The sequence below is a fragment of the Paenarthrobacter sp. NPDC057355 genome (genome assembly GCF_042667405.1).
Classification (GTDB): domain Bacteria; phylum Actinomycetota; class Actinomycetes; order Actinomycetales; family Micrococcaceae; genus Arthrobacter.
Map to the genome: position 1 here is coordinate 235,518 of NZ_JBHVAL010000003.1, position 17,304 is coordinate 252,821.

At 62.2% G+C, this 17,304-nt stretch carries 19 protein-coding genes and 1 tRNA gene; 10 read left to right on the top strand and 10 right to left on the bottom strand.

Annotated elements, in window-relative coordinates:
• Nucleotides 1-70: 70 nt before the first annotated feature.
• The 4 genes from ACFUOZ_RS06575 (at nt 71) to ACFUOZ_RS06590 (ending at nt 4,864) form a co-directional block, all read left to right on the top strand.
• Entirely contained in the window at nt 71-1,594 is a 1,524-nt protein-coding gene (locus ACFUOZ_RS06575) for an aldehyde dehydrogenase family protein (protein WP_377545951.1), read from the top strand.
• A gap of 95 nt (nt 1,595-1,689) precedes the next feature.
• On the top strand, nt 1,690-2,712 hold the full coding sequence (gene adhP / locus ACFUOZ_RS06580; protein WP_377545953.1) for an alcohol dehydrogenase AdhP: 1,023 nt from the start codon (nt 1,690-1,692) through the stop codon (nt 2,710-2,712).
• Complete coding sequence (locus ACFUOZ_RS06585; RefSeq protein WP_377545955.1) at nt 2,712-3,128, top strand: DUF779 domain-containing protein; 417 nt, start codon at nt 2,712-2,714, stop codon at nt 3,126-3,128. The genes adhP and ACFUOZ_RS06585 overlap by 1 nt, the downstream gene beginning before the upstream one ends.
• Nucleotides 3,129-3,307: 179 nt before the next feature.
• A complete protein-coding gene (locus ACFUOZ_RS06590) occupies nt 3,308-4,864 on the top strand; it encodes an APC family permease (protein ID WP_377545957.1) in 1,557 nt (518 codons plus the stop codon).
• A gap of 96 nt (nt 4,865-4,960) precedes the next feature.
• Here ACFUOZ_RS06590 and ACFUOZ_RS06595 read toward each other — a convergent pair whose 3' ends face one another.
• From ACFUOZ_RS06595 to ACFUOZ_RS06610, 4 genes are all read right to left on the bottom strand, one after another.
• On the bottom strand, nt 4,961-5,596 hold the full coding sequence (locus tag ACFUOZ_RS06595) for a DUF2461 domain-containing protein (RefSeq protein WP_377545959.1): 636 nt from the start codon (nt 5,594-5,596) through the stop codon (nt 4,961-4,963).
• Between the two features lie 139 nt (nt 5,597-5,735).
• Nucleotides 5,736-7,220 carry a catalase gene (locus tag ACFUOZ_RS06600; RefSeq protein WP_377545961.1) on the bottom strand — a complete coding sequence of 495 codons (1,485 nt, stop codon included), beginning with the start codon at nt 7,218-7,220 and terminating at the stop codon, nt 5,736-5,738.
• 14 nt (nt 7,221-7,234) lie between these two features.
• A complete protein-coding gene (locus ACFUOZ_RS06605) occupies nt 7,235-7,714 on the bottom strand; it encodes a Fur family transcriptional regulator (RefSeq protein ID WP_377545963.1) in 480 nt (159 codons plus the stop codon).
• A gap of 30 nt (nt 7,715-7,744) precedes the next feature.
• Nucleotides 7,745-8,506 carry a hypothetical protein gene (locus tag ACFUOZ_RS06610; protein WP_377545965.1) on the bottom strand — a complete coding sequence of 254 codons (762 nt, stop codon included), beginning with the start codon at nt 8,504-8,506 and terminating at the stop codon, nt 7,745-7,747.
• A 63-nt stretch (nt 8,507-8,569) separates the two neighbouring features.
• Between ACFUOZ_RS06610 and ACFUOZ_RS06615 the strand changes: the two genes are divergently transcribed.
• Together ACFUOZ_RS06615 and htpX are read left to right on the top strand one after the other, a co-directional pair.
• Complete coding sequence (locus ACFUOZ_RS06615) at nt 8,570-9,841, top strand: MFS transporter (RefSeq protein ID WP_377545967.1); 1,272 nt, start codon at nt 8,570-8,572, stop codon at nt 9,839-9,841.
• A gap of 109 nt (nt 9,842-9,950) precedes the next feature.
• Nucleotides 9,951-10,820, top strand: coding sequence for a zinc metalloprotease HtpX (gene htpX / locus ACFUOZ_RS06620; protein ID WP_377545969.1), 870 nt, complete (start codon nt 9,951-9,953; stop codon nt 10,818-10,820).
• A 362-nt stretch (nt 10,821-11,182) separates the two neighbouring features.
• Here the strand turns inward: htpX and ACFUOZ_RS06625 are convergent, their stop codons facing one another.
• On the bottom strand, nt 11,183-11,674 hold the full coding sequence (locus ACFUOZ_RS06625; protein WP_144659328.1) for a YajQ family cyclic di-GMP-binding protein: 492 nt from the start codon (nt 11,672-11,674) through the stop codon (nt 11,183-11,185).
• Between the two features lie 182 nt (nt 11,675-11,856).
• On the opposite strand from ACFUOZ_RS06625, the gene ACFUOZ_RS06630 reads away from it, so the two are divergent.
• Together ACFUOZ_RS06630 and ACFUOZ_RS06635 are read left to right on the top strand one after the other, a co-directional pair.
• Complete coding sequence (locus tag ACFUOZ_RS06630; RefSeq protein ID WP_262275697.1) at nt 11,857-12,123, top strand: hypothetical protein; 267 nt, start codon at nt 11,857-11,859, stop codon at nt 12,121-12,123.
• A gap of 128 nt (nt 12,124-12,251) precedes the next feature.
• A tRNA-Tyr gene (locus ACFUOZ_RS06635) sits at nt 12,252-12,333 on the top strand.
• Nucleotides 12,334-12,414: 81 nt separating this feature from the next.
• Here the strand turns inward: ACFUOZ_RS06635 and ACFUOZ_RS06640 are convergent.
• Complete coding sequence (locus ACFUOZ_RS06640) at nt 12,415-13,173, bottom strand: potassium channel family protein (protein ID WP_377545972.1); 759 nt, start codon at nt 13,171-13,173, stop codon at nt 12,415-12,417.
• A gap of 48 nt (nt 13,174-13,221) precedes the next feature.
• Nucleotides 13,222-13,440: a hypothetical protein gene (locus ACFUOZ_RS06645; RefSeq protein ID WP_377545974.1), complete on the bottom strand. Its 219-nt coding sequence runs from the start codon at nt 13,438-13,440 to the stop codon at nt 13,222-13,224.
• Between the two features lie 194 nt (nt 13,441-13,634).
• On the opposite strand from ACFUOZ_RS06645, the gene ACFUOZ_RS06650 reads away from it, so the two are divergent.
• Nucleotides 13,635-14,180 carry an acyl-CoA thioesterase gene (locus ACFUOZ_RS06650; protein ID WP_377545975.1) on the top strand — a complete coding sequence of 182 codons (546 nt, stop codon included), beginning with the start codon at nt 13,635-13,637 and terminating at the stop codon, nt 14,178-14,180.
• Here ACFUOZ_RS06650 and ACFUOZ_RS06655 read toward each other — a convergent pair.
• The 3 genes from ACFUOZ_RS06655 to ACFUOZ_RS06665 are packed head-to-tail and all read right to left on the bottom strand — an operon-like array spanning nt 14,177 to nt 16,648.
• Entirely contained in the window at nt 14,177-14,977 is an 801-nt protein-coding gene (locus ACFUOZ_RS06655) for an ABC transporter permease subunit (RefSeq protein WP_377545977.1), read from the bottom strand. The two genes, ACFUOZ_RS06650 and ACFUOZ_RS06655, sit on opposite strands and share 4 nt — an antisense overlap.
• Nucleotides 14,970-15,977, bottom strand: a complete 1,008-nt coding sequence (locus ACFUOZ_RS06660) for an ABC transporter ATP-binding protein (RefSeq protein ID WP_377545979.1) — start codon at nt 15,975-15,977, stop codon at nt 14,970-14,972. The genes ACFUOZ_RS06655 and ACFUOZ_RS06660 overlap by 8 nt, the downstream gene beginning before the upstream one ends.
• Nucleotides 15,974-16,648: a TetR/AcrR family transcriptional regulator gene (locus tag ACFUOZ_RS06665; RefSeq protein ID WP_377545981.1), complete on the bottom strand. Its 675-nt coding sequence runs from the start codon at nt 16,646-16,648 to the stop codon at nt 15,974-15,976. Before ACFUOZ_RS06665 ends, ACFUOZ_RS06660 begins: the two co-directional genes overlap by 4 nt.
• Nucleotides 16,649-16,788: 140 nt before the next feature.
• Here ACFUOZ_RS06665 and trxA point away from each other — a divergent pair, with 140 nt between their 5' ends.
• On the top strand, nt 16,789-17,166 hold the full coding sequence (gene trxA / locus ACFUOZ_RS06670) for a thioredoxin (protein ID WP_377545983.1): 378 nt from the start codon (nt 16,789-16,791) through the stop codon (nt 17,164-17,166).
• Nucleotides 17,167-17,304 lie beyond the last annotated feature (138 nt).

Sequence of the window (17,304 nt, forward strand, 5' to 3'; positions counted from 1 at the left end):
TGCAACCTCCTGGCTCCTAGGCTCGGATCAATGGCGAAAGCCACAGTGATTCGCAGCAAAGGAGCTAGCAATGACCGTTTACGCACAGCCGGGTGCCGAAGGTTCGAAGGTCACCTTCAAAGACCGTTACGAGAACTGGATCGGCGGCGAATGGGTCGCCCCGGTCAAGGGCGCCTACTTTGAAAACATCACCCCCGTTACGGGCAAGGTATTCTGCGAAGTTGCCCGTGGAACCTCGGAGGACATCGAACTCGCACTGGACGCAGCCCACAAGGTGGCACCGTCCTGGGGAAAGACCTCCGCGACCGAACGCGCCGCAATCCTGAACAAGATCGCCGACCGCATCGATGAGAATGTGGAACTCCTCGCCGTCGCCGAGACGTGGGACAACGGAAAGCCCGTCCGCGAGACCCTCAATGCCGACATCCCGCTGGCCGCCGACCACTTCCGCTACTTCGCCTCGGCCGTCCGCGCCCAGGAAGGTGGGCTCTCCCAACTCGACGAGGACACCACCGCGTACCACTTCAAGGAGCCCCTGGGCGTTGTCGGCCAGATCATCCCGTGGAACTTCCCCATCCTCATGGCCGTCTGGAAGCTCGCACCGGCGCTCGCAGCCGGCAACGCGGTTGTCCTCAAGCCGGCGGAGCAGACCCCCACGTCCATCCTGGTCCTGATGGAACTGATCAGCGATCTCCTGCCGGCCGGTGTGGTCAACGTGGTCAACGGCTTCGGCGTCGAGGCAGGCAAGCCGCTGGCTTCCAGCCCGCGCATCCGAAAGATCGCCTTCACGGGCGAGACCACCACTGGCCGGTTGATCAGCCAGTACGCGTCCAACAACCTTATTCCTGTCACGCTGGAGCTTGGCGGCAAGAGCCCGAACATCTTTTTCGACGACGTCGCCGCCCAGAATGACGCCTTCTACGACAAGGCCCAGGAGGGCTTCACGCTCTTCGCGTTCAACCAGGGCGAAGTCTGCACCTGCCCGTCCCGCGCCCTGGTCCAGGAAGGCATCTACGACTCCTTCATGGCCGACGTCGTGGCCCGGACCAACAAGATCATCCAGGGCAACCCGCTTGATACGGAAACCCAGATCGGTGCGCAGGCCTCCAACGACCAATTGGAGAAGATCCTGTCCTACATCGACATCGGAAAGCAGGAGGGCGCCAAGGTCCTCACCGGTGGTGCCCGGGCAGAGCTCTCCGGCGACCTCGCCGGTGGCTACTACGTCCAGCCCACCATCTTCGAAGGCCACAACCGGATGCGCATCTTCCAGGAGGAGATCTTCGGCCCGGTAGTGTCCGTCACCAAGTTCAGCGACTACAACGACGCCATCGGCATCGCCAACGACACGCTCTATGGACTTGGTGCCGGCGTCTGGTCGCGCAACGGAAATGTCGCCTACCGCGCAGGCCGGGAAATCCAGGCCGGCCGCGTGTGGGTCAACAACTACCACGCCTACCCGGCAGGTGCCGCCTTCGGCGGCTACAAGTCCTCAGGCATCGGCCGTGAAAACCACGCCATGATGCTGGACCACTACCAGCAGACCAAGAACCTCCTGGTCAGCTACAACGAGAACAAGCTCGGCTTCTTCTAGGAGTTTTTGTACAGCAAATGCCCTTATGGAGCCTTCTTAAGGGCATTAGCTGTACAAAAACTCGCATCAAGCGGATGGATCAAAGGAGATCGTCAATGTCGAACACTATGCAAGCAGCAGTAGTCACGGAGTTTGGAACCGACCTTACGGTCAAGGAAGTTGAACGCCCGACGCCGGGTCCCGGCCAAGCGCTGGTCCGCCTCCTGACATCGGGGGTATGTCATACGGATTTGCACGCCGCCGAAGGCGACTGGCCGGTCAAACCCACACCGCCGTTCATTCCGGGACACGAAGGAGTGGGCGAAGTGGTGGCCTTGGGCGAGGGCGTCAACGATGTTGCCGTTGGCGATCTCGTGGGGAACGCCTGGCTGTGGTCGGCATGCGGGGACTGCCAGTACTGCCGGACCGGATGGGAAACCTTGTGCGAGTCACAGCAGAACGGCGGTTACAGCGTGGACGGTTCCTTCGGCGAGTACATGCTGGTGGACACACGTTTTGCTGCCCGTATCCCTGAAGGCTCTGACCCGGTGGAGGTCGCGCCGGTCCTCTGTGCCGGTGTGACCGTGTACAAGGGCCTCAAGATGACCGAGGCCAAGCCGGGGCAGTGGGTCACCATCTCCGGCATCGGCGGTCTGGGCCATATCGCGGTTCAGTATGCCGTAGCGATGGGCCTGCGCGTTGCCGCTGTGGACATCGCCGATGACAAGCTGTCGCTGGCCAAGGAACACGGCGCCGAGCTGACGGTCAACGCGTTGCATGAGGATCCGGCCGAGGTGATCCAACGTGAAACCGGCGGGTGCCACGGGGTTCTGGTGACAGCCGTGCACCCCTCGGCCTTCGGTCAGGCCATCGGCATGGCGAGGCGCGGCGGGACCATCGTGTTCAATGGGCTTCCGCCAGGAGATTTTCCGGCACCGATCTTCGAGATTGTCCTCAAGGGCCTCACAGTCCGGGGATCGATCGTGGGGACCAGGCAGGACCTGGAAGAAGCACTGGAGTTCTATGCCCAGGGGAAGATCAAGCCAACGGTCTCCACCCGGGAGTTGTCGGAGGTCAACGCAGTGTTCGACGAGATGAAACACGCAAAGATCGACGGCCGAGTGGTTCTGAAGTTCTGATGACCAGCTCTGCGCTGGAAGCTGCGGTGACGCTGCCCGGGGAGGACTTCTCCCGGGTGGCGCTCACCGCGGCGTCCGTGGATCTTCTTCGCACGTTATGGACCCGGCACGGCCCGCTGATGTTCCACCAATCCGGAGGGTGCTGTGATGGCTCCGCGCCGATGTGCTATCCGGCGGGGGAGTTCCTGACCGGAGATTCCGATGTCCTTCTGGGCCGGTTCGAGCTGGGCAGTGCCTCGGAGTCGCAGCCACTTGAGTTCTGGATGTCCCGCGAACAGTTCAACTATTGGTCCCACACGCATCTGACGGTGGATGTTGTTTCGGGTCGCGGAAGTGGTTTCTCCGTGGAAGCGCCCGAGGGCAAGCGCTTCCTGATCCGGTCGACACTGATGGATTGGGATGTGCCGGGCATTTAGCTGCCAGAATTCGGGCATCAGGCTGGTGTGATGCGGGCAACTCACTCCCATCACACCAGCCTCAGCTGTCACATGATGCAGGGCGTCGTCTCACTATCTGGGATAAATATGGCCGTCCACTGGCCGGACACTATTCTTGATGAGTCCTATACCACCCTCCTCCAGAATGTGGCATTTTTATGAACATTTTCAGGACCAAGTCGATTGAGCAGTCGATCGCTGATTCCGATGAACCCGGTCGCAAGCTCAAGCGCAGCCTGAGCACCTGGGACCTCATGATCATGGGCGTCGCCGTTGCTGTCGGCGCCGGGATCTTCTCGGTGGGCGCCAAGGCTGCTGCCAACTTTGCCGGCCCCGCCGTCACCATTTCCTTTGCCATCGCCGCGGTCACCTGCGCGCTGGCCATCATGTGCTACGCCGAGTTCGCCACCGCCATCCCCGTGGCGGGTTCCGCCTACGTCTTTACATACGCCACCATGGGCGAGGTCCTGGCCTGGATCATCGGTTGGAACCTCATCCTTGAACTCTTCACTGCTGCAGCCGTGATCGCGAAGTACTGGGGCATCTACCTCAGTACGGTGTTCGGTTTGATGGGAGTGGAGATGCCGCCCTCTGTCAGCGTGTTCGGCATCGACCTCTACTGGGGCGCTTTCCTGATTGTCGCGATCTTTACGGTGCTGCTGGTGCTGGGGACAAAGCTGTCCGCCCGCGTGGGCAACGTCTTCACCATGATCAAGATCGCGGTGGTGCTGTTCGTGATCGTGGTGGGCTTCAGCTACGTGAAGTTCTCCAACTACACGCCGTTTGTCCCCGCTTCCGAACCCACTGCCGGTACCGGTGCGGCCGATGTCATGAAGCAGTCCTTCTTCGGCTTCCTGACCGGCGCTGCTCCGGCGCAGTACGGAACCCTGGGAATCTTTGCAGGCGCTGCCCTGGTCTTCTTTGCTTTCATCGGCTTTGACGTGGTGGCGACCTCGGCGGAAGAGGTCAAGAACCCGCAAAAGACGCTGCCTCGCGGTATCTTCGGTGGACTGGCCCTGGTCACGTTGCTCTACATCCTTGTTTCCCTCGCCCTGACCGGCATGGTTTCCTACACGCAGCTGGCCGAGGTTAAGAACCCCACCCTGACCACCGCTTTCGAGGCCGTTGGCAACACCGACGCGGCCAAGGTCATCGCCTTCGGCTCCCTGGTGGGCTTGACCACCGTGATCATGGTGCTCCTCATGGGCCTGTCCCGCGTGGTTCTTGCCATGAGCCGCGACGGACTGCTGCCCCGCTCCCTGTCCAAGACCAGTGACAAGCGGGCTACACCGGCCCGCCTGCAGATCATCTGTGGCGCTGCTGTAGCGATCGTTGCCGGTGTGACCAAGGTGGATCTCCTTGAGGAAATGATCAACATCGGAACCCTTTCGGCCTTCGTGATGGTCAGCCTGGGCATCCTGGTGCTCCGCAAGAAGCGTCCCGACCTCAAGCCCGCCTTCCGCGTGCCCTTCGGCAAGGTCCTGCCGTGGGTCTCCGCAGTTTTGTGCCTCTACCTCATGACCAACCTGGCCGTGGAAACCTGGATCTTCTTTGCGATCTGGCTGGTGATTGGCATGGCGATCTACTTCTCCTACGGCCAACGCCACTCCAGGCTCAACGAGAAGTTCGCTGAGGCGAAGACTGCCGTCAATGGCGCCACGGAGAGCCGCCGGGCCGACGGCGACGAGGACGAAGACAGCTACACGAAGGTCTAAGTGCCTGTCAGACAGCCGAGCGCTTTCTAGTCACGGGACGCCCGGGAACCACTGGTTTCCGGGCGTTTCTGCGTCCCGGTGGGCCATCAAACATCCTCACGGTGCAGCATGCTCACTGACCCATTCCACCAGGGGCCGGAGCACCTCCCACCGGGCAGCGATCTCGTCCTTGGCCGCAGCGGTGGACAACCAACCCGGCTGCCCCACCTCGACACCAGCCGACAGCGACTTGTGCTTGAGCAACTCCGCCCGCGGATGGTCCTTGTCGAATCCGCGGGGAACGGTCTTCAGCTTTTCACCTTCTATGGTGAATCCGGCTTCCGCTACGGCGTCGGTGATCTTCTGCAGCTCCAGGCCACTCTCAGGCGCATCCACTGCTGCCCGGTAGCGGGCCAGTTGCGCCGGGGTGTGGGAGTGGTAGCCGCCGCCGATCAACAAACCGTCGGCGCTGATCTGCACGTAGTAGCCAACGCCCTCCTGGGTGGCGGCAAAGGCGCCCTGTGCTGTTTTATAGGGCGACTTGTCCTGGGAGAACCTGACATCCCTGTTGGGGCGGAAGATTTTTGCCGGCCCGAACCTGGGTTCCAACACTGCAAGGAGAGCTGTCAGCGGCTCCTTGACCTCGGCGTCGTACGTGCTTTTATGCTCCAGCCACCACTCGCGGTTGTTGTTCTCTTCAAGGTCCTCGTAGAAGCGGAAGGCGGCTGGCTGAATGCCTGAAAATGTGTCCATGAAGGGATCCTATGGACCCCAAGGACGCATCAGCCATAAGGGCAGCCCGCTATGTGGAAACAACCCGCTATGTGGAAAACAAAAAGAACACCCCGCCGCGGAATTGATCCGCAGCGGGGTGTTCCTGAAAACCGGACGCTTAGAGCTTGTTGGCTGCTTCGGCGTCGGACTCGGTCTGGCCAGCGCCGAGGTTGGCGCGGAGCTTGGCGCCGAGCTCGGCGTCAACGTTGGTCCAGTACTGGATGGCGCGTTCCTTGATGTCGGCGTTCTTCACGCCACCAACGGCACCGGTGATGGTGTCGAGGAAGCGTGCCTTGGCGGCCTCGTCGTAGACCTCGCGGTACAGGGTACCGGCCTGGCCGAAGTCGTCATCCTCAGCGTGCAGGGTGTGCGCGGAGAGGGTGAGCTCGCCGTCGTTCTCCCAGCCACCGGCGGGGGAAGCGGGCTCAACGGCGGCCGGGCCACCGACGGAGTTCGGTGCGTAGACCGGGGTGGACGGGGCGTTGAACAGGTAACGGCCCTGGCCATCCTGGCTGTAGTTGTTGACCTGGTTCTTGGGCTGGTTCACCGGGATCTGGGCGTGGTTGGTGCCCACGCGGTAGCGGTGTGCATCGGCGTAGGAGAAGATGCGGGCCTGCAGCATCTTGTCCGGGGAAGCAGCGATGCCCGGCACGAAGTTCGACGGCGCGAAGGTGGCCTGCTCGATCTGTGCGAAGTAGTTCTCCGGGTTCTTGTTCAGCTCCATGGTGCCCACGTGGATCAGCGGGTAGTCGGAGTGCGGCCACACCTTGGTGAGGTCGAACGGGTTGAAGCGGTACGTCTTGGCGTCCTCGTAAGGCATGACCTGAACGTGCAGTTCCCACGACGGGAAGTTGCCGGCTTCGATGTTCTCGGAGAGGTCGCGGATGTAGAAGTCTGCGTCCGAACCGGCCAGCTCTTCAGCCTGGTCACCGGTGATGGAGTTGACGCCCTGGTTGGACTTGAAGTGGTACTTGACCCAGAAACGCTCACCAGCGGCGTTGATCCACTGGTAGGTGTGCGAGCCGTAACCCTGCATTTCGCGCCAGGAAGCCGGCAGGCCACGGTCGCCCATGAGCCAGGTGACCTGGTGTGCGGACTCGGGGGAGAGGGTCCAGAAGTCCCACTGCATGTCAGCGTCGCGCAGGTGGGTACCCGGGAGGCGCTTCTGGGAGTGGATGAAGTCCGGGAACTTGATGCCGTCGCGGATGAAGAACACCGGGGTGTTGTTGCCCACGAGGTCGTAGTTGCCCTCGGAGGTGTAGAACTTCACGGCGAAACCGCGGGGATCGCGCCACGTGTCGGGAGAACCGTTCTCGCCTGCAACGGAGGAGAAGCGGATCAGCATGTCGGTCTCGACGCCCGGCTGAAGGAAAGCTGCCTTGGTGTAGGCGGAAACGTCGGAGGTGGTCTTGAAAGTACCGAAAGCGCCGCCACCCTTTGCGTGCACAACACGCTCCGGGACGCGCTCGCGGTTGAACTGTGCGAGCTTTTCCACCAGGTAGTGGTCGGTCAGGATGATGGCACCGTCAGCGCCGACGGACTTGGAGTGCGCGTCGGAAGTGACAGGGGCACCCGACTGTGTGGTCGAGATGTTCGCGGTCATCATTCTCCTTTTTATTATTTCTGGGTTACGGAAGGTAGTACGGGAAGCTGTTGTTTGGCCTGGCAATCCTGGCAGATGCCCTGGTAGAGGACGTCTGCGATCTGGATGGTCATGGGCTTGGAATCTTCGTTCCAGTGCGGAGTGAGGCACGGTGCGTGTCCCACTGCACAGTCCACGTCCTCCACCTTGCCGCAGCTGATGCAGACGGCGTGGTGGTGGTTGTCGCCAACCCGGGTTTCATAGAGCGCCGGGGAGTGCGGGGGCTCGAAGCGGCGCAGCATCTGCAGGTCCGTGAGGTCGCTGAGAACCACATAAACAGACTGCGCCGTCAGTTCGGGAAGTTCTTCGCGGGCAGCGGCAAGGATGCCTTCTGCCGGGGAATGCGGATGGTGCTGGACCGCGGCGAGCACTGCAAGCCGCTGTTTGGTCACACGACGGCCATGGGCATGCAGGGCCGCCGCCCATGCTTGCTGCTCAGCTGTGTGATCCGTCATGCATCCATTCAAGCACTTATTTTGATAAGTTCACAATAAGGCGAGGCTAACTTCCGGTGAACGTAATAATTCCACCAGCGGGTTCACGTCCTCAGCCGCGGATCTGCCCAGCGCATGGATTTGCAGCGGCGTCGCCGGGGTCCGTGATTCGAGCGCCACGCAACTGAAGCCGCTGACTCCAATGGGCATTGGCAAGTCGCCCATGGATGCGGCGATGGCAAGGAGGTCAACCGGCCTGAGCTCCCGGATCGACGCCGCACCTCCGGCGGGCTCGATCACCGTGTGCCGGGGTCCGGCAGTTACGGTCCGGGCCGGTTCAAGGACAGGTACGACGGCGGCCTCCGCCTCGTGTGCGACGGCCAGGGCCGCTTCGGGCCGCTCACTGCGGAGGACCTCACGTAATGCCTGGTCGGTTTCCTCGAGCCCGGACTCCGGCAGTGCCACCCGACGGTGGGCCGGCAGCGACAGCTGCTGTCCCGGCGTCGTGGTTTCTCCGGCCCAACGACCGAAAAGGTGGAACGTCGGCGTCGACGACTCAGCCACCGGCTCACCCAGCCCGGCTCCCAACGGATGCCACTGGTAGGCGAACATGACGGCGCACTGACCGGCCCCGAGGACCTTCGCAAGGGCTGTACGCGCCAGATGGTGGCAAAGAAGCCAGTCCGCTGCTGACGGGAGCGCGAAGTCGATGGAGGGATCGGACAAACGGATCACCACATGTCCGGCTGTGAGGGGGTGACGTGGCCGGGCGATCTCCCAAAAGTCCGAACGGTACAGCAATCGTCGCGACATGACCATGTCAACTCCTTCCCCGGGGTGAGCCTACCAAGCCCTGGGGCTGGTTAGGGTTGGACGGTGGCAAAACTACTGGCAGACATCACTCCGCTCAGGGAGAGTCCTGCTTTTCGCCGGCTCTGGCTGGGGGCATCCGTGGCGGCCATCGGCACCCAATTGACCCTCGTGGCCGTCAGCCTGGAGGTCTACCGGCTCACCCAGGAAAGCCTCTACGTAGGATTGCTGGGCATCTTCGCGCTGGTTCCGCTGGTGATCGCAGGTCTCTACGGGGGCTCCATTTCCGATGCCTACGATCGCCGGAAAGTGGCCTTGATCGCGTCCTTGGTCCTATGGCTGACCACGGCCGGGCTGGCTTTGCAGGCGTGGCTGGAGATCGGGAACATCTGGGTGCTTTATGCGCTGGTGGCCATCCAAAGCGGCGCGCAGGGCATCAACGGACCCGCCAGAAGTGCGATTATTCCGCTCTTGGTCCGTAAGGACCTGCTGCCGGCCGCCAATGCCCTGAACATGCTGACCTTCGGTCTCTCGATGACCGCCGGACCGCTGTTGGCCGGAGTGCTCGTGGCCACGATCGGTTTCGGGTGGACCTACACCATTGACGTCATCAGTTTTACCTTTGCGCTCTGGGGACTCTTCAAGCTTCCCCCGTTGCCACCCTCCAAGGATGCAGTGCGGCCCGGATTCCGTTCCGTGGTGGAAGGGTTCCGCTTCCTCGGCGGCAGGCCCAATGTCCGCATGACCTTTGTGATCGACCTCATCGCCATGATTTGCGCGCAACCCAGGGCACTGATGCCGGCCATTGGTGCTGTGATGATCGGGGGAGGGGAGACGACCGTGGGTGTGCTGCTCGCTTCCACAGCCGTGGGCGCGTTCCTTGCGGGCCTCTTCTCCGGGCCGCTCGGCAGGGTGCGCCGGCAGGGCAGCGCGGTGGTGTGGTCGGTGATGGGTTGGGGCGCATCGATTGCAGGCTTTGGCCTGGTGGTGCTCCTGGCCGGAGATTCCGGACGTAACGGAACCACGCCCTGGCTGATACCGGCAGCGCTCTGCTGTGCGCTCGCCGGCATTTCCGACTCCGTGAGTGCTGTGTTCCGCACCACCATCCTCCAGGCAGCCACTCCCGACCACCTGCGCGGACGGCTGCAAGGGGTGTTCATTGTGGTGGTCGCGGGCGGGCCGCGGGTCGGTGACATGCTTGCCGGTGGAGTCACGAGATTCCTCAGCGAGGGCGGCGTGCTGCTGCTTGGCGGACTTCTGTGCATAGTGCTGGCGTGGCTGGCCTCGCGCATTCAACCCGGGTTTGTCGCCTACGATTCAAAGCACCCGGTGCCGTAGCCGCCGGTGCCCTAACTCCCGGTGCCCTAACCCCCGGAACAGGGCGACCGGCGTCGGCGTTAAAGCTAAAGAACCCCCGCAAGAGGCGACGAAAGAGGACGAGGGAAACGTGCACAAACACAACAATGGACTCAAAACCGCAGCACTGTTCGGTGTGCTGTGGGCGGTGTTGTTGGGTTTGGGCGCCATCATCGCCTCGGGAACCCGCAGCACTGCCCCCATCTGGATCATGGCTTTGATCGGCGTTGGTACGACTGCGTACGGGTATTGGAACAGCGACAAGATCGCCATCCGTTCCATGGCCGCGTACCCGGTGACCGAGGCCCAAGCGCCGCAGCTCTACCAGATCGTCCGGGAGCTGTCCGTGCGGGCAAACAAGCCCATGCCGCGGATTTACCTTTCACCCACCATGACGCCCAACGCCTTCGCTACCGGGCGCAATCCGAAGAACGCCGCCGTGTGCTGCACTGAGGGGATCCTGCACCTCTTGGATGCCCGGGAACTCAGGGGTGTGCTGGGGCACGAACTGATGCATGTGTACAACCGCGACATCCTGACGTCCTCGGTGGCGGCTGCCGTGGCCGGCGTGATCACCTCGGTTGGCCAGATGCTGCTGATCTTTGGCGGTGGTGACCGGCGCAATGCAAACCCCCTTGCCACCATCGCCATGGCGCTGCTGGCTCCCTTTGCCGCCTCGCTCATCCAAATGGCGATCTCCCGGACCCGCGAGTTTGACGCCGACGAGGACGGTGCCGAGCTCACTGGCGATCCCTTGGCACTGGCTTCGGCCCTGCGCAAGATCGAGTCCGGGGTGAGCCAGTTGCCCCTTCCGCAGGACCAGCGGCTGATCAACGCCTCGCACCTCATGATCGCCAACCCCTTCCGTGGCGGCGGAATGCGGCGGATGTTCTCGACGCACCCGCCCATGAAGGAGCGAATCAGCCGCTTGGAGCGGATGGCCGGGCGCCCGCTCTCCTAGGGACTCAACACGTTGTGAACCCGCAGATCCGTTGTTGGCCAACGACCGAAAAGCGGGTCCGCAACGGAAATGGAGCCAGCGCAGGCCCTAGGTGAACAGCCCTTCGCCGATGTACCCGCCCTGCTGCACGCCCGGAGGCACCGCAAAGAGGCCCGAACCAGTGTGCTTCAGTGGACAAGCCACCCAAGGCCACAATTTGGCATCACGGCTGCTTGGTTCTTGGCAAATTTGTCCTCGCCCACGGCAGATAAGAAAAAACGAGGACCGCAGGATCAAGGCTGATCGCTGCGGTCCTCGGTGATTCTGCGGACTCTGTGCGGACTACGGACGCAGGCGCCCACTAATCACGCCGTCCTGCGCCGTTAGCTGCGGAAGTTCACGAACTGGAGGTCGGCCTCTTCGAACTTCTTGAGGATGGCCATGGTCTCCTGCAGGTCGTCGCGGGACTTGGACGTCACACGGAGTTCGTCGCCCTGGATCTGGGACTTGACGGACTTCGGAGCTTCATCGCGGATGATCTTGTTGATCTTCTTGGCGATGTCCTGGGCGATGCCCTCCTTGATGCTGCACTCCAGGCGGAACTCCTTGCCCGAGGGGTAGGGTTCGCCCTGGTCCAGGGACTTCAGGGAGATGCCGCGCTTGATGAGCTTGGACTGGAAGACGTCCAGGACAGCAAGCACGCGGTCCTCCGAGTTCGCCTTCATGAGGATCTTCTCGCCGCTGAAGTCGATCTCAGCGCCGACGCCCTTGAAGTCGTACCGCTGCGCGATTTCCTTCTGGGACTGGTTCAGTGCGTTGGCGACCTCTTGCTTGTCTACCTTGCTGACGACGTCGAATGTGGATTCGCCTGCCATGACTCTCCTTAGGTTGGGGGCCCTGTGAGGGCGGTTGGGTCTGGCATCCAGCCTAGTACGGAAGACGGCCGTTGGGACGGTGAGGGGCTTTCACAGTTCGCTCACAGCACACGCAGGGTGGGAACCGAGGTGGGCGGCCCAGAGTTGTACCAGTTGGAAGACACTTCGTCCGGAGGATCAGCATGAGCACCAAGGCCGTCCAGTCCATCAGTAAGTCCGCCTCAGCAGCAGCAGGTTCGATTGGAACGGCTGCAGTGGCTGCTGCCAGTGCAGTAGCGGCGGCAGCGGTGGCGGCCTCGATCGTGCTGAGCCCGGTTCCCGACGCCACCTCGCGCATGGATGGCGTCCACGCAGATCTTCAGCGGGCCGTGCAACTGAACCAGATCACCGCCGAGCAGGCCGAGAAGTTCGAGGCCAAACTGGCGGGCCGCATCCTCGGAGAAGCCTGAAATCCCTTGAAATCCCGGGCTCCAAGTCCCGATTAGATTCTTCGTGGAAAGTTCTGTAAGGTTGTCTCTGCCTTCGGTTACCGGATCGAAAGAAATGGTCTTCCGGAAGTGATCTTCTTTTGAAGTTCGGCAGATTACCCGAGCGGCCAAAGGGGGCTGACTGTAAATCAGCTGGCAACGCCTACGGGGGTTCGAATCCCTCATCTGCCACCCAAGGAAAATCCCCGGAACCAGTGGTTCCGGGGATTTTTTGTGTGCTTGTGGGTTTTCCCGGATGGGTTGGCTTCTTGGTTACTGTCTCTCGGAGATTTTCCGAAGCTCCGCGATTTCCAAGCGCAAGGCCGCGATCTCCTTGACCAGATCAGCCACTTCGGCCCGCACGGGTTCCTCGGCTGCTACTGCCTTTTCGCCCGCCGCGGCCGCCACGCCTTCGGCATTCTCCTCGATCCGCTGCACCAGCCAGGAGGCGATCGACGCCGTCACGATACCCAGAACTGCGATGCCGCTCATCATGAGGGCTGCGGCGACAACCCTGCCGATGGGTGTGACCGGATACAGGTCGCCGTAACCCACGGTGGTGATGGTGGTGACGGCCCACCAGGCTGCGTCTCCGAAGGTCAGGATCTTGGCGTCGGGCGAGCCCTGTTCAACATCCAGGACGGCAAGCGCTCCAACAAGGATGAGCATGGCTGCCGCTCCGGCGACATAGGTTGCCACGCGTCCCCGGAGGGTTTCGCCCACGGTCCGTTGCAGGACCGAGAGCAGGGTGACCAGGCGCAGCAGCCGCAACGGCCGGAAGAAGGGGAGTACCACGATCAGGAGTTCATGGAGATTCCAGAGGAACCATCGCAGGCGGTCTTCGGCAAGCCAAAGGTTGATGAAGTAGTCCAAGGCGAATATTCCCCACGTGATCCAGAGAACCACTTCGAAGGGGGTAGCCGAGGGGCCATCGACGCGCCCGATGACCTGCCACGCGTAAGCAGTAAGGAATATTAATGCCGTGGCCATGAGCGGCCATTCGACGAGGTCCCGGTATCGCGCTTGAGTCATACGGGAATCCTAGCCACAGGCTGTACCTGCGGAAGCAGAAAGCGAGGATCAGTCGTTGGTTTCCAGCCAGTAGCCGTCCAGGTGGTGGATTAGTTGGCGTCCCAGGCCACCCTTGAGCTGGATCCACAGGGTGCTGCGGTCATCGGTCATGCCATCCAGGGTTCCCTCAATCCGGTTCCCGCGTGCGTCCTGGAGCACCACCGCCTGGTGGCGCTGGAGTTCGGGCCAGACGTCGCCGTGGGGCCGGGTGGTTTGCAGCGTACTCAAAGGGGTCCCCCTGATGTGTTCTTCAATACGAGTTCCAGATATTGTGCACGTCTTTGGTGAACCGGCGGTAAACGTTAGTGCAATCGTTGGACATAAATGTGGACATTAACGGCGCAAACCCCGCTGCCAAAGGGGCGTCCCACATTGCGGGCTGCAACTTCCGCCCAATATTACTCATGGGTAACATTGCTGTCATGCACCTGCTTCTACGTACCCTCATGTTGCTGTTCACGTCCGCCAAGCGTTCCCCTTTGGGCGTCTGGGAAGAGTCTTCGCTGCCTTTGCGGGTCCTGCCCACGGACATTGACATCGCCATGCACGTCAACAACGGCATGTACTTTTCCCTGATGGACCTCGGCCGGTTCGACCTCATGGTGCGCAGTGGCGTCTGGGCCAAGATGCGAAAGCGGGGCTGGAGCCCGGTGGCTGCGGGGGAGACCATTGCGTTCCGGAAGTCCTTGCAGCTATGGCAGCGCTACACCATTGAAACCCGCATCATCGGCTTGGACACCAAAGCCATCTACTTCGAGCAGCGCATGGTGGTGGCCGGAGAGATCTACGCACGCGCCTACATCGCCACCCGCCTGGTAGCCAAAGGCAAGCCGGTGTCCCAGGAAGAAATCATCGCCGAGTTTGGTGCGCCGCCAGCCGACCTTGAACTGCCCGAATGGATCCATGAATGGCGCGAGAACAACGGACTGCCTGGGGCCCGCCGTCCCGCGCCTCACGTGTGGAACTAGACGCCGACATCCCGGCGCTGCAGGGCAAAGGCTCCCAGGGCAATAAGGGCAACCGATATGGCGTACAGCCCGGTCACCGCGCCCCAGTCGGCCCCATTGGCCACCGGTGAATTGCCATAGGCCCAGTGGTACGGAGAGAGATTCAGCAGCCATTCCACGTTGGGACTTTGCCGCCCCACGGCGTTGAAAACATAACCAAGGACCGCCACTGCCGCGCCGACAGCGATTCCATACACCTTCCGTCCGCTGAGCGCGCCGACAAACAACGCGGCGGTGCCGCTTAGCAGAGCCAAGGCAGCAAACAGCAGCACTGCGCCAGCGAGATGCCCGACGTCGATGTTCAGTTGGGCGGGTCCGTTCAATACCAGTACCAGCACGAAGACAAGGGCGGCGAGGACCGCGATGCGGACGATCAGCGCCAGTGCCCGCTCCAGCACGATCTGTACGCGCGTAACGCTGTGCGCCAAGGTCAGCTCCAGGAGCCCGGACTCTTCGTCGCCTCCCACAGCTGCCGCGCCCCAACCCACCGAAGCCATGGACATCAGCAGGAACCCGATGAGCCCGAACAAGGTTGCCTGGGTGTAGCCGGGACCGGTTGCGATTTGGTCGTAGTTCAAGGCTTTGGTCATGCCTTGCGGGAGGGCATCGATCATTTGCTGCATTTGGGAGCTGCCACCGATGGAGGGGTACAGGGGCAAGTACAGCATGATGGCACCCGTCAGACCCACAGCCCACGCCAGGGTGGAACGCCACGAGTCCGTCAGTGCTTTCGTGAACAGCGGCAGTGGCCTAGGCATGGTGGGCTCCTTCCGGTTGCTTGAGGGCTCTGTGCCGGGATTCCTCCCTGGTGGAATCCGTGGTGGAAGGAGTGTCATTGCCGGTGTAGAGCGTCAACACGGCTTCCTCCAGATCCGGCTCCTCCAGCACCAGATCCGTCAGGTTCAGCCTGGCCAGCTCCTGGACCAATGGCTGGACATGGCCGGACAACGTGGCAGTGGCTTCGACCGTCCCGGCGGTGTGCCCATCGGCCGGCAGCTCCCGTACCGCTACATTGGCGACGCCCGGCACCCTGGCCAGGAGCGCGCCGACGTCGTGCGCTTCTGTTCCGGTGCTGTTGAAGCGAAGCTGCCTCACCGCTGCCGTCCTCAGGGCCTCGACGGTGGAAACTGTGACGATCCCGCCGTCGCGAAGGATGGCGACGGCGTCCGCTGCCTGCTGGACCTCGCTCAGCACGTGCGAACTGAGGAACACCGTGGCGCCCCCATCCACGGCCTCGCGGACCATTCCGTGGAAGACCTGCTGGACCAAAGGATCAAGGCCGCTGGTGGGTTCGTCCAGGATGAGAAGTTCGGGTTTGTGCATGAAAGCCTGCAGCAGCCCGAGTTTCTGCTTGTTGCCCTTGGATAGCTTGCGGGTCTGGCGGTCCAGGTCCAGCTGGAGCCGCTCGGCGAGATCGTTGACGTGCCGCTGGTCCACTGGTCCGCTGATGGCGGCAAAATGTTCCAGCATCCGGCGGCCCGTGGTGCGGTTTTCCAAGTGCAGCTCGCCAGGGAGGTACCCGATCCGCCTGCGCAACGCGGTCCCCGAATGTCTGGGATCCTGCCCCAGGATGGAGATGGAACCGGCGCTGGGCCGGATGATGTCCAACAGGCAGCGCATGGTGGTGGTTTTACCCGCCCCGTTCGGCCCGATTACCCCGAAGACTGTCCCGGACTCCACAGCGAAATCCAATCCGTGCAGAACCTCGCGCTGTCCGAACCTTTTGCGCAACCCTTCGACGACGATTGCCTGGGTCACGGGGCATGCTCCCTTCCGTTGTTGTTGTTTTCTTCAAGCGCTTCCCGGGCCGCGTCCAGGAACCGCGCGTCCGCGTAGAAACCGTGGGTGTAAATCTCAAGAAGTGGGAGGGTGAGCTGGCGCAAAAGGTCTGGGCCGATGCCGTTGGGTTCCGGTGCCGGTGCTCCCAGGGTGCGGGCGAGGTGCCTGCCCAGCATGAGCACCGCAAGGCTGTTGGAGGCGATCACCACGGCGATGGATCGGACGTCCTCGAATTTCCTGATGGTGCCGGCGTCGATGCCGGTGAGGATGATGTCCTGGCACTGGTCCACCACAGCGTCGAAGAAGGCGTCACCGGCGTCGGACTCATCGCCCAGGCTGCGGCGGATGTAGGCGACCTCCTCCGTGTATTGGTCCGGGTTGCTCAAGTAGTCCTGGATGAGCCTGCCTGTGGCACCGGGGTCAGCTTTTTCCCGCCCCTGGGTGGCTGTCTGGGAAAGAACGTGGTGATCGCAAGCCTCGCGGAGTCCGGCCTTGCTGCCGAAATGATGGATGACCAATCCGGGGCTGACTCCGGCGGCAGTGGCTACGCCGCGGACAGTTGTGCGGGAGAAACCGTCTCGGCCGAAGAGCCCGATCGCGGCATCCCGGATGCGTGCGCGGGTGGTCAAATCGTCTGCGGTTGAACGCATGTTTAATAGGCTAAACACTTGTTCAGCGATGAACAATAGGTTCTGGGATGCCGGGCTGGACTTTTATTCCCGGTGACGCGGGAAGCGAACAGGGCTCCCGTCCGCGGGACTTACCGGGCAGGGACGCGTACGGTGGAAGCATGGCTACAGTTGACATCACCGGTGAACAGTTCGCATCGACCATCGAGGAGAACGACATTGTCCTCGTGGATTTCTGGGCTGCATGGTGCGGCCCTTGCCGGCAGTTCGCGCCCACGTACGGAGCAGCATCGGAAACCCACTCCGACGTCGTCTTCGCCAAGGTGGACACCGAAGCCGAGCAGCAGCTCGCCGCCGAGGCCGGGATCACCTCCATCCCCACGCTGATGGCCTTCCGCGAAAAGGTGCTCGTCTTCTCGCAGCCCGGTGCCCTGAACGCCCAGCAGCTTGAGCAGGTCATTGAGGCCGTGAAGGGCCTGGATATGGAAGAAGTCCACGCGCACGTTGCCAAGGCCCGTGCCGAGGCACAGGAAAACTAGACTCCCTCCGGCGGGTTCGCTGGAAACACATCGAGGTCGCCGGAAATTCCCTGTGTGTCAGGCTGTTGTGTGACAGTTTGTGTGTCGCTTGTGGCCTGGCACGCGGGGCGGGGAAAGGTCCGTTATGGATTTTGTTGT

What these genes read in the sequence shown, in the direction of transcription:
- ACFUOZ_RS06575 (WP_377545951.1), top strand. Translation starts at nt 71, where the DNA reads ATGACCGTTTACGCACAGCCGGGTGCCGAAGGTTCGAAGGTCACCTTC.
- adhP (WP_377545953.1), top strand. Translation starts at nt 1,690, where the DNA reads ATGTCGAACACTATGCAAGCAGCAGTAGTCACGGAGTTTGGAACCGAC.
- ACFUOZ_RS06585 (WP_377545955.1), top strand. Translation starts at nt 2,712, where the DNA reads ATGACCAGCTCTGCGCTGGAAGCTGCGGTGACGCTGCCCGGGGAGGAC.
- ACFUOZ_RS06590 (WP_377545957.1), top strand. Translation starts at nt 3,308, where the DNA reads ATGAACATTTTCAGGACCAAGTCGATTGAGCAGTCGATCGCTGATTCC.
- ACFUOZ_RS06595 (WP_377545959.1), bottom strand. Translation starts at nt 5,596, where the DNA reads ATGGACACATTTTCAGGCATTCAGCCAGCCGCCTTCCGCTTCTACGAG.
- ACFUOZ_RS06600 (WP_377545961.1), bottom strand. Translation starts at nt 7,220, where the DNA reads ATGACCGCGAACATCTCGACCACACAGTCGGGTGCCCCTGTCACTTCC.
- ACFUOZ_RS06605 (WP_377545963.1), bottom strand. Translation starts at nt 7,714, where the DNA reads ATGACGGATCACACAGCTGAGCAGCAAGCATGGGCGGCGGCCCTGCAT.
- ACFUOZ_RS06610 (WP_377545965.1), bottom strand. Translation starts at nt 8,506, where the DNA reads ATGTCGCGACGATTGCTGTACCGTTCGGACTTTTGGGAGATCGCCCGG.
- ACFUOZ_RS06625 (WP_144659328.1), bottom strand. Translation starts at nt 11,674, where the DNA reads ATGGCAGGCGAATCCACATTCGACGTCGTCAGCAAGGTAGACAAGCAA.
- ACFUOZ_RS06630 (WP_262275697.1), top strand. Translation starts at nt 11,857, where the DNA reads ATGAGCACCAAGGCCGTCCAGTCCATCAGTAAGTCCGCCTCAGCAGCA.
- ACFUOZ_RS06640 (WP_377545972.1), bottom strand. Translation starts at nt 13,173, where the DNA reads ATGACTCAAGCGCGATACCGGGACCTCGTCGAATGGCCGCTCATGGCC.
- ACFUOZ_RS06650 (WP_377545975.1), top strand. Translation starts at nt 13,635, where the DNA reads ATGCACCTGCTTCTACGTACCCTCATGTTGCTGTTCACGTCCGCCAAG.
- ACFUOZ_RS06655 (WP_377545977.1), bottom strand. Translation starts at nt 14,977, where the DNA reads ATGCCTAGGCCACTGCCGCTGTTCACGAAAGCACTGACGGACTCGTGG.
- ACFUOZ_RS06665 (WP_377545981.1), bottom strand. Translation starts at nt 16,648, where the DNA reads ATGCGTTCAACCGCAGACGATTTGACCACCCGCGCACGCATCCGGGAT.
- trxA (WP_377545983.1), top strand. Translation starts at nt 16,789, where the DNA reads ATGGCTACAGTTGACATCACCGGTGAACAGTTCGCATCGACCATCGAG.